Below are 8,413 nucleotides of genomic sequence, written 5' to 3' on the forward strand. Positions count from 1 at the left end.
CTCAATGGAAGAACATTGAATGTGTGAATGAGAACGAAACAGCTTTCCGAATTAAGAAATTTGCTTGGCGACCATAGCGTTGTGGACCCACCTGATTCCATGCCGAACTCAGAAGTGAAACACAACAGCGCCGATGGTAGTGTGGGGTCTCCCCATGTGAGAGTAGGACATCGCCAGGCTTTGAATTTATAAGAGCCCGTTTGTAAGAGCGGGCTTTTTAGTCACTTGTGACACAAGATACAGTGTGCTGATATGGCTCAGTCGGTAGAGCGCATCCTTGGTAAGGATGAGGTCCCCAGTTCGATTCTGGGTATCAGCACCAGTTTTATAGCTCTGTAAGCTAAAAGAATTTGCTTGGCGACCATAGCGTTGTGGACCCACCTGAACCCATGCCGAACTCAGAAGTGAAACACAACAGCGCCGATGGTAGTGTGGGGTCTCCCCATGTGAGAGTAGGACATCGCCAGGTTTGAATTACGAAACCTCAGCAGAAATGCTGAGGTTTTTTTCTATCTATTCGTATCATTCAATGTCCAATCATAGTGATAGCTGATACTCTTTTTCTCGCTTTTTAGTGCCTTGTTGTACTGCACTAAGTGCTCAAATAATTGCTGTTTCGTTCCAAAATCTTCAGCAAACCAGTCATAAATAGAAGACAGAACCCATTTATCATTGGTGACCTTTACTCCTTTTTCACTATTGATAAACTCAGTGGCTGATTTCTCCAGTAATAATTCAGTATTTTCTGCTGTGAAAGCCTGCTTTTGTAAGTTTGGGCAGCCAAGACTTGCGCAGTTGACCGCATAATGGGTTCGAGGATCTTTCCAAATGGGTCTTAAAATTCGATGTTCAATATCATTGAGAGTCAGCTCTTTTTGATTGATGGTAATGATCTTTTGTTCCCAAGGGCCAAATGAGAAAAATCCTCCCAGTTTAGTGATGGATGGTATTGGATAATGATCGACGATTAAGTTAACTGTTAAGGCATTATATAAGTTGACCCAGTAAGCATATTGTTCCAGCTTTGCATACTCTCTTGGATCAAGGGCTGATAATTGTGAAATATAGAGCTCTAATTGCTCTTTATCTTTTGAGTTGACCCTTTGATAATCGAAGAGGTTGTTGTGATTTTCTTGGATTAGATAAGTATCAAGTGTTGTCTGCCAAATTTGATGTGAAATGGCTTGTGTATTTTCTTCATTGCTAGAGTTCCAATAATCCCATAGTTGTGATTTAGGAGCAGAAAATACATTCGTTGACCCGAGTGTCAAACATAGCGTTAATAGATATTTCATCGTTTACCTCTCATCTCATAGGTTATATGACCTAGGTAGGGATTGATAAATTTCAGATAAAAGAAAAGGTTGATGCATCTACACCAACCTCTGGAAATTAAATCGATACTCGCTATTTCAAAAAGCTAGGAATTTTTGTTTCATAATCAGCGATTTTATCTTCGTGCTGTAGCGTCAAACCGATATTGTCTAATCCATTAAGTAAGCAATGGCGACGAAATTCATCAATTTCAAATGAGTATGTTTTTCCATTGGCTTTAACTTCCATTCGTTCAAGATCTACAGTTAGTTGGGCCCCTTCATTTCCTTCAACAAATTGGAATATTTCATCAACTTCTTGCTCTGTAAGACGGACTGGAACCATTTGGTTATTGATTGAGTTACCATAAAAAATATCCGCAAAACTGGGTGCAATCATGGCTTTGATGCCGTAATCCGCTAAAGCCCAAGGGGCATGTTCTCGTGAAGAACCACACCCAAAGTTTTCACGAGCAAGTAGAATGCTCGCTCCTTCATAGCGAGGTTTATTCATGACAAAATTTGGATTAGGTTGTTGACCTGCATCATCTAGAAAACGCCAATCATGAAAAAGGTGTTTGCCAAAACCAGTGCGATTTACTTTCTGTAAAAATTGCTTAGGGATAATGGCATCTGTATCGACGTTCGCTGCATCAAGAGGAACGACCAAACCTGTGTGCTGTTTAAAACCTGACATTGGTGATCCCCTGTTTAGTTGAGTGTTGAAGAATGAATATTACGGATATCGACAAAGTGTCCAGCGATGGCGGCGGCGGCGGCCATTGCAGGACTGACTAAATGTGTACGTCCATCTCGACCTTGGCGGCCTTCAAAATTGCGGTTGGATGTTGATGCACAACGCTCACCTGCACCGAGCCTGTCATTGTTCATAGCCAAGCACATTGAACAGCCCGGCAAGCGCCATTCAAAACCCGCTTCAATAAATATTTTATCCAAGCCTTCCGCTTCCGCTTGCGCTTTAACTTGCTCTGAACCTGGAACAATCAATGCTTGAACGTGTGGTGCGACTTTTTTACCTTTCGCGACTTGAGCTGCTGCTCGCATATCTTCAATGCGAGAGTTTGTGCAAGAACCGACAAAAACTTTATCCACTTTGTAGTCTGATAAGGATTTACCCGCTTCCAGTCCCATATACGCTAATGCTTTTTCTGCTGATGCTTTTTCGACAGGATCACTAAAGCTATCGGGAGATGGAATGGTTTCGTCGACAGCAATTACTTGGCCTGGGTTTGTGCCCCACGTTACTTGTGGTTTGATGTCCGCGGCATTTAGGGTAACGACTGCATCGAATTTGGCATTATCATCGGTTTTTAGCGTTGCCCAGTACTCAATGGCAGCTTCTAAATCGTTTCCTTGAGGAGAAAACTCGCGACCTTTAATGTAGTCGAAAGTAGTCTGATCAGGGGCGATAAGACCGGCTTTTGCCCCAAGCTCAATCGCCATATTGCACACCGTCATACGACCTTCCATTGAAAGATCGGTAATCGCTTCACCACAAAATTCAACGACATAGCCTGTACCACCGGCCGCCGTTGTTTTACCTATAATGGCTAGCACGATATCTTTAGCGGTGATGCCTGGAGCGACTTTGCCTGTCACCTCAATTTTCATCGTTTTCGCGCGAGCTTGTTTCAATGTTTGGGTTGCAAGTACGTGCTCAACTTCTGATGTACCGATGCCAAACGCTAACGAGCCAAATGCGCCATGTGTTGCTGTGTGTGAGTCACCGCAGACAATGGTCATACCGGGAAGAGTAATACCTAATTCTGGCCCCATGACATGAACGATGCCTTGGTATTTATGATTTAAGTCGTAGAGTGTTACGCCAAACTCAGCACAGTTCTTGGACAATGTTTCCATTTGGATTCGAGCCATCTCACCCGAGGCATTAATGTCTTTTGTGGTGGTTGAAACGTTATGGTCCATGGTAGCGAATGTTTTACTCGTCTGACGAACTTTACGTCCCTTTTCGCGTAAACCATCAAATGCTTGCGGTGATGTCACTTCATGAACGAGATGACGATCGATATAAAGGATGGGGGTTTCCCCTTCAGCTGATACCGCAATGTGGGCATCATAAATTTTTTCGTATAAGGTTTTTGCTTGCGACATTGCTTCTTCCTTGAGCTCTTTGAGCTTTATAAAGGACTAGGCGAGCCTAGTCCTACTAATTATGAGTTTAAAATATAGCTGGCAATTTTATCGCCCATTTCAGAGGTTGAAAGTGCCGATTTACCACTGGCAAGATCTGCGGTGAGTTCGCCTGCGGTAAGCGCCTTTGATACGGCATTTTCGATAGCTTGAGCGGCACTTTCTTCGCCCAAGCTATAACGTAGCATTAAAGCGGCGGAAAGAATTTGTGCAACTGGGTTAGCAATGTTCTTTCCTGCGATATCAGGTGCAGAGCCACCTGCTGGCTCATAGAGACCGAAATTGCTTTCATTAAGGCTAGCGGAAGGTAGCATGCCCATTGAGCCTGTGATCATGGCGCATTCATCGGAAATGATGTCACCAAAAATATTAGAGCACAGCATGACATCAAATTGAGAGGGATCTTTAATGAGCTGCATAGTGGCATTATCGATATAAATGTGTGAAAGCTCGACGTCCGGATAATCTTTTGCGATCTCTTCCACGACCTCACGCCATAAGATAGAGCTTTGTAATACGTTCGCTTTATCGACGGAGCATACTTTTTTACGACGTAATTGTGCGGACTCAAACGCTATTTTTGCAATGCGTTCGATTTCGTAGCGGTGGTAAACTTCGGTATCAAATGCTTTTTCATTTGCCCCTTCGCCTTCTCGTCCTTTGGGTTGGCCAAAATAAATACCACCAGTCAATTCCCGAACAACCACAATATCGAAGCCACGATCGGAGATATCGGATCGTAAAGGAGAAAAGCTTTCTAAGCCTGAGTGAATTTGAGCAGGACGCAAGTTACAAAACAGTTGAAAATGTTTGCGAAGCGGTAGGAGAGCGCCGCGTTCTGGTTGGTCGTTGGGTGGTAAATGCTCCCATTTAGGACCGCCTACGGAACCAAACAATACGGCGTCTGCCTCTTCACATCCTTTAATTGTGCTTTCAGGTAGCGGGCAACCGTGGTTATCAATCGCAATCCCGCCGACATCATGTTCTTCTCTGGCAAACCGGATAGCATGTTTTTTTTCAATCGCATCCAATACCTTGTGTGCTTGTTGCATTACTTCTGGGCCGATACCATCACCTGCAAGAACGGCAATTTTGTATGTTTTGTCTGTCATGTTAGTCCTTTACTATTTTTATATTTGCTTGCCCCAGTGAGCTCTAAAGACTGAAAGCTCTAATCTAGGTACGTTAAACGGTTGCCACTTTCTTTTGTTTAATTTCTGCAATTTGATCGGCACGATGAATGCTATTGATCACGTGCAATAAGGCTTGTCCTGATGCTTCGACAATATCCGTAGAGACGCCTGTACCGTGATATTTTCGCCCTTTGTAGTTGGCAATAATATCGGCTTGCCCGAGTCCATCTTCACCTTCGCCCTTGGCGGTAAGGTCAAATTTATCCAATACGATCTCATAGCCAGTTAGACGGTAAATACATTGGTAAAGCGCATCGACAGGGCCATTACCAACGGCAGCTTCACATTTTTCTTCATCACCACAAAGCAATTTAATACTGGTGGTCGCCATAACACTGCCTGATTGAACACTCAAATAGTTCAATTTGTAGAAATCGTCTTCATCACGCAGATTTGAAAAGTGCATCAACGCTTCTAAGTCATAGTCAAACACTTGGCCTTTACGATCTGCCAATTTTAAGAAATCTTCATACAAGGCATTGAGGTTGTATTCGTTTTCATTGTAACCCATGCTATCCATATGGCTTTTTACTGCGGCGCGGCCACTGCGGCTCGTTAAGTTCAGCGCTTGGTTTTTTAGGCCAATTGACTCTGGAGTCATGATTTCGTAAGTGTTTTTGTTTTTCAACATGCCATCTTGATGAATGCCTGACGAGTGGCTAAATGCGTTGGCACCGACAATCGCTTTGTTACTTTGAATCGGCATATTGCACAGTTGGCTAACCAACTTACTGGTGCGGTGGATCTCATCATGCTTTAAACCAGTATGTACGCCGAGGAATTCTTGACGAGTTTTGATGATCATCGCGATCTCTTCCAGTGAACAGTTACCAGCGCGTTCACCAATACCGTTGATGGTGCCTTCTATTTGCCTTGCGCCAGCCTGTACAGCGGCAATCGAGTTTGCGACTGACATTCCCAAGTCATCGTGGCAATGAACGGAAATAATGGCTTTATCTATGTTAGGGACTCGCTCAAACAGCATCTGAATAATGCCACCAAATTCGCTAGGAACAGTATAACCGACCGTGTCCGGAATATTGATGGTCTTAGCTCCGGCATTAATTGCGGCTTCGACCATTCTACAGAGATTATCAATGGGCGTTCGGCCCGCATCTTCACAGGAAAATTCGACGTCATCAGTGTAGTTACGGGCGTGTTTCACCGCACTGACTGCCATCTCGAGCACATCATCATAACTGCGGCGCAATTTATCTTGCACATGAATGGTTGAGGTTGAAATAAACGTATGGATACGAAAAGCATCGGCGACTTTCAGAGCTTCGGCTGCTGCATCAATATCTTTTGCTACCGCGCGAGAAAGCGCGCAGACGCGGCTGTTTTTAATGTGTTTGGCAATTGTTTTGACCGATTCAAAATCACCTGGGGAGGAAACTGGAAAACCTGCTTCAATAACATCAACACCAAGGCGCTCTAATGCGTAAGCAATCTGCAGTTTTTCTTTAACGGTTAAGCTTGCTGACAAAGCTTGTTCGCCATCACGTAATGTGGTGTCGAATATAATGACTTGATTATTCATGTTTGCTCCCTTGCACCGATGGTTAATCGTTTACTTCCTAAATATAGTTATAAAAAAACCCGCATCTCAGTGCGGGCTCTTGTCATCTTGTGTGGTGTTTTTCTTCCACAACCTACCCGCGCGAATGGTTCACGATAAGGAGCAGGCCCAGCAGGATAGAAAAACGGATAGTCATTCGTAACATTCCACAAGATTAAGTTAACAAATTAGTACCGTACTCGACTTAACTCGTCAACCATTAAGTTGTTTTTTTATTCATATCGGATCAGTTTTAGTCAAAAGCGGTAAAAATGAGCAGAATTGGTAGAGAGGATCACTTTTTGTAGCACGGAATGTTTTCACGCAAGAACGTTTGTCATCGGTTAAATTCATTCATTCTCCAACAAACAGTCACGTATTTGTCATTTTAAACTTCTACGTTTAGAGCGTAAGAGGTTTATGGAATGACAGGAGTCGCTCATGCGTGCCATCGGACAAATTGTTAAGTTTGACGTAGCGTTTTCGCTATTTTGTTTACAGCATCGTTTTAATCAGCCTGTAGCGCAGATCAGCAAAGCTATTTCCCATACTGGGGATGGGCATTTGTATGCGTTGATTGGTGCTTTAGCTTGGTATTTAGACCCGCTTAATGGCCACCTATTCTTAATGGCTGGACTGGCCGCTTTCGCGATTGAACTCCCTATTTATTGGGGATTGAAAAATAGCTTTCAGCGTCGTCGCCCTGAAGAGTTTTCTCCTTCATTGATTGCCTTTATTACCCCTTCGGATCGCTACAGTTTGCCCTCTGGTCATACGGCTGCAGGGTTTGTTATGGCGACATTAATTGGCCACTTCTATCCTCATAGCGATGCTTTTGTCTTGGTTTGGGCTGGCTTAATTGGCGTATCTCGCATCCTACTTGGGGTTCACTTCTTGACGGATATCGTGATTGGCGCGCTGCTTGGTGTAAGCAGCGCAAGATTTGCATTGTGGTTGGTGGAGAGAGGCTTTTGAAAATTCTGTATGGTGTCCAAGGCACCGGAAATGGCCATATTGCTCGTTCACGAGTGATGAGTGAAGCGTTGAAAGAGGCCAAAATTGATGTGCAATTTCTCTTTTCTGGACGTGAAAAAGAGAAATACTTTTCGATGGAAAGTTTCGGTGATTACCAAACTCGGCGCGGTTTTACTTTTGAAACTGAACAGGGACACGTAAATTACGTTAAAACGGCGCTGAATAATAATTTGCTGACTTTCGTGAGTGAGACAAAAGACCTCGATTTGTCTCCGTATGATCTGGTCATTAATGACTTTGAACCAGTATCGGCATGGGCGGCTAAACAGCAAGGTATTCCGTGTATTGGGATAAGTCATCAAAATGCATTTCGTTATAATGTGCCTTTGAAAGGGGCAAGTTGGCTGGATAAACAGATTATTCAACAGTTTGCACCTGCCAATTACCACGTCGGTTTACATTGGTATCATTTTGATCAACCGATCCTTCCTCCGATTATCTATCGTTCAGAGCAGCATACGTCTAGCGAGCATTTCATTTTGGTCTATCTTCCATTTGAGCATGTTGATGATATTCTTGAGTTGCTTTTTCGTTTTTCAAATCAAGCATTTATTTGTTATCACCCTTCCTTAATGGAAGCGAAATTCGTTGAAAATGTTGAGTTGCGTCCCTTATGTCATACCTATTTTCAATATCACTTACATCGCTGCGATGGCGTGATTGCTAATGGTGGCTTTGAATTACCATCAGAAGCACTTTCATTGGGTAAAAAGCTGCTACTTAAGCCACTATCAGGTCAATTTGAGCAGCAAAGTAACGTTGCCACTCTTGAGAATCTCGGGCTTGCTGCATCTATGGAGTTTTTGGACCCGTCGGAGTTACGCCGTTGGTTGGATGAAAAACAGGTCGAGCGCGTTGTCTATCCTAATGTAGCGAAAGCCTTGGTTGAATGGGTACAAAATGGCAAATGGGATAATCATAAAGAGCTGAGCCAGTCTTTATGGCGACAGGTTGATTTCCCTAGTTATGTGTCATTTAGCTAATATTGACGAAATGCTTTGAATTTTGACGTAATTAATTTATTTGGTGAATATATCAAGGTGAAGGCTTGTTATTCATCACTTGATTCAATGTTTTGAATAAAATGCATAAATTTTTCTGTTTTATGGTTTTTTATAAAAATACATCGTACTGATAAATAA

Annotated in this window: 7 protein-coding genes, 1 tRNA gene and 2 rRNA genes; 5 read left to right on the forward strand and 5 right to left on the reverse strand. The window is 43.1% G+C overall.

What is annotated here, in order from left to right; all coding sequences use genetic code 11:
* The first annotated feature begins 63 nt into the window (after positions 1 to 63).
* The 3 genes from rrf (AACQ17_RS02935) to rrf (AACQ17_RS02945) all read left to right on the forward strand — a co-directional run bounded on the left by rrf (AACQ17_RS02935) (position 64) and on the right by rrf (AACQ17_RS02945) (position 469).
* Positions 64 to 179, forward strand: a 5S ribosomal RNA gene (gene rrf / locus AACQ17_RS02935).
* Between the two features lie 67 nt (positions 180 to 246).
* A tRNA-Thr gene (locus AACQ17_RS02940) sits at positions 247 to 322 on the forward strand.
* 31 nt (positions 323 to 353) lie between these two features.
* Positions 354 to 469, forward strand: a 5S ribosomal RNA gene (rrf, locus tag AACQ17_RS02945).
* 40 nt (positions 470 to 509) lie between these two features.
* Here the strand turns inward: rrf (AACQ17_RS02945) and AACQ17_RS02950 are convergent.
* The 5 genes from AACQ17_RS02950 to leuA form a co-directional block, all read right to left on the reverse strand.
* Positions 510 to 1,295, reverse strand: coding sequence for a DUF547 domain-containing protein (locus AACQ17_RS02950; protein WP_013856007.1), 786 nt, complete (start codon positions 1,293 to 1,295; stop codon positions 510 to 512).
* A 112-nt stretch (positions 1,296 to 1,407) separates the two neighbouring features.
* Positions 1,408 to 2,010: a 3-isopropylmalate dehydratase small subunit gene (gene leuD, locus AACQ17_RS02955; protein WP_017042706.1), complete on the reverse strand. Its 603-nt coding sequence runs from the start codon at positions 2,008 to 2,010 to the stop codon at positions 1,408 to 1,410.
* A gap of 14 nt (positions 2,011 to 2,024) precedes the next feature.
* A complete protein-coding gene (gene leuC / locus AACQ17_RS02960) occupies positions 2,025 to 3,446 on the reverse strand; it encodes a 3-isopropylmalate dehydratase large subunit (protein WP_094147264.1) in 1,422 nt (473 codons plus the stop codon).
* Between the two features lie 59 nt (positions 3,447 to 3,505).
* The gene (leuB, locus tag AACQ17_RS02965) at positions 3,506 to 4,597 is read right to left on the reverse strand and encodes a 3-isopropylmalate dehydrogenase (RefSeq protein ID WP_081245355.1); all 1,092 of its coding nucleotides are present in this window, start codon (positions 4,595 to 4,597) and stop codon (positions 3,506 to 3,508) included.
* 73 nt (positions 4,598 to 4,670) lie between these two features.
* Entirely contained in the window at positions 4,671 to 6,218 is a 1,548-nt protein-coding gene (gene leuA / locus AACQ17_RS02970; RefSeq protein WP_013856011.1) for a 2-isopropylmalate synthase, read from the reverse strand.
* Between the two features lie 459 nt (positions 6,219 to 6,677).
* Here leuA and AACQ17_RS02975 point away from each other — a divergent pair, with 459 nt between their 5' ends.
* On the forward strand, positions 6,678 to 7,211 hold the full coding sequence (locus AACQ17_RS02975; protein WP_094147263.1) for a phosphatase PAP2 family protein: 534 nt from the start codon (positions 6,678 to 6,680) through the stop codon (positions 7,209 to 7,211).
* A complete protein-coding gene (locus AACQ17_RS02980) occupies positions 7,208 to 8,254 on the forward strand; it encodes an MJ1255/VC2487 family glycosyltransferase (RefSeq protein WP_170935191.1) in 1,047 nt (348 codons plus the stop codon). The genes AACQ17_RS02975 and AACQ17_RS02980 overlap by 4 nt, the downstream gene beginning before the upstream one ends.
* Positions 8,255 to 8,413 lie beyond the last annotated feature (159 nt).

Origin of the sequence: Vibrio sp. V10_P2A27P122 (assembly GCF_963874335.1) — a bacterium.
Taxonomy (GTDB): Bacteria; Pseudomonadota; Gammaproteobacteria; order Enterobacterales; family Vibrionaceae; genus Vibrio; species Vibrio anguillarum.

Excerpts from the sequence above, each read along its gene's own strand:
- AACQ17_RS02950 (WP_013856007.1), bottom strand. The coding sequence starts at position 1,295 with ATGAAATATCTATTAACGCTATGTTTGACACTCGGGTCAACGAATGTA.
- leuB (WP_081245355.1), bottom strand. The coding sequence starts at position 4,597 with ATGACAGACAAAACATACAAAATTGCCGTTCTTGCAGGTGATGGTATC.
- leuC (WP_094147264.1), bottom strand. The coding sequence starts at position 3,446 with ATGTCGCAAGCAAAAACCTTATACGAAAAAATTTATGATGCCCACATT.
- AACQ17_RS02975 (WP_094147263.1), top strand. The coding sequence starts at position 6,678 with ATGCGTGCCATCGGACAAATTGTTAAGTTTGACGTAGCGTTTTCGCTA.
- leuA (WP_013856011.1), bottom strand. The coding sequence starts at position 6,218 with ATGAATAATCAAGTCATTATATTCGACACCACATTACGTGATGGCGAA.
- leuD (WP_017042706.1), bottom strand. The coding sequence starts at position 2,010 with ATGTCAGGTTTTAAACAGCACACAGGTTTGGTCGTTCCTCTTGATGCA.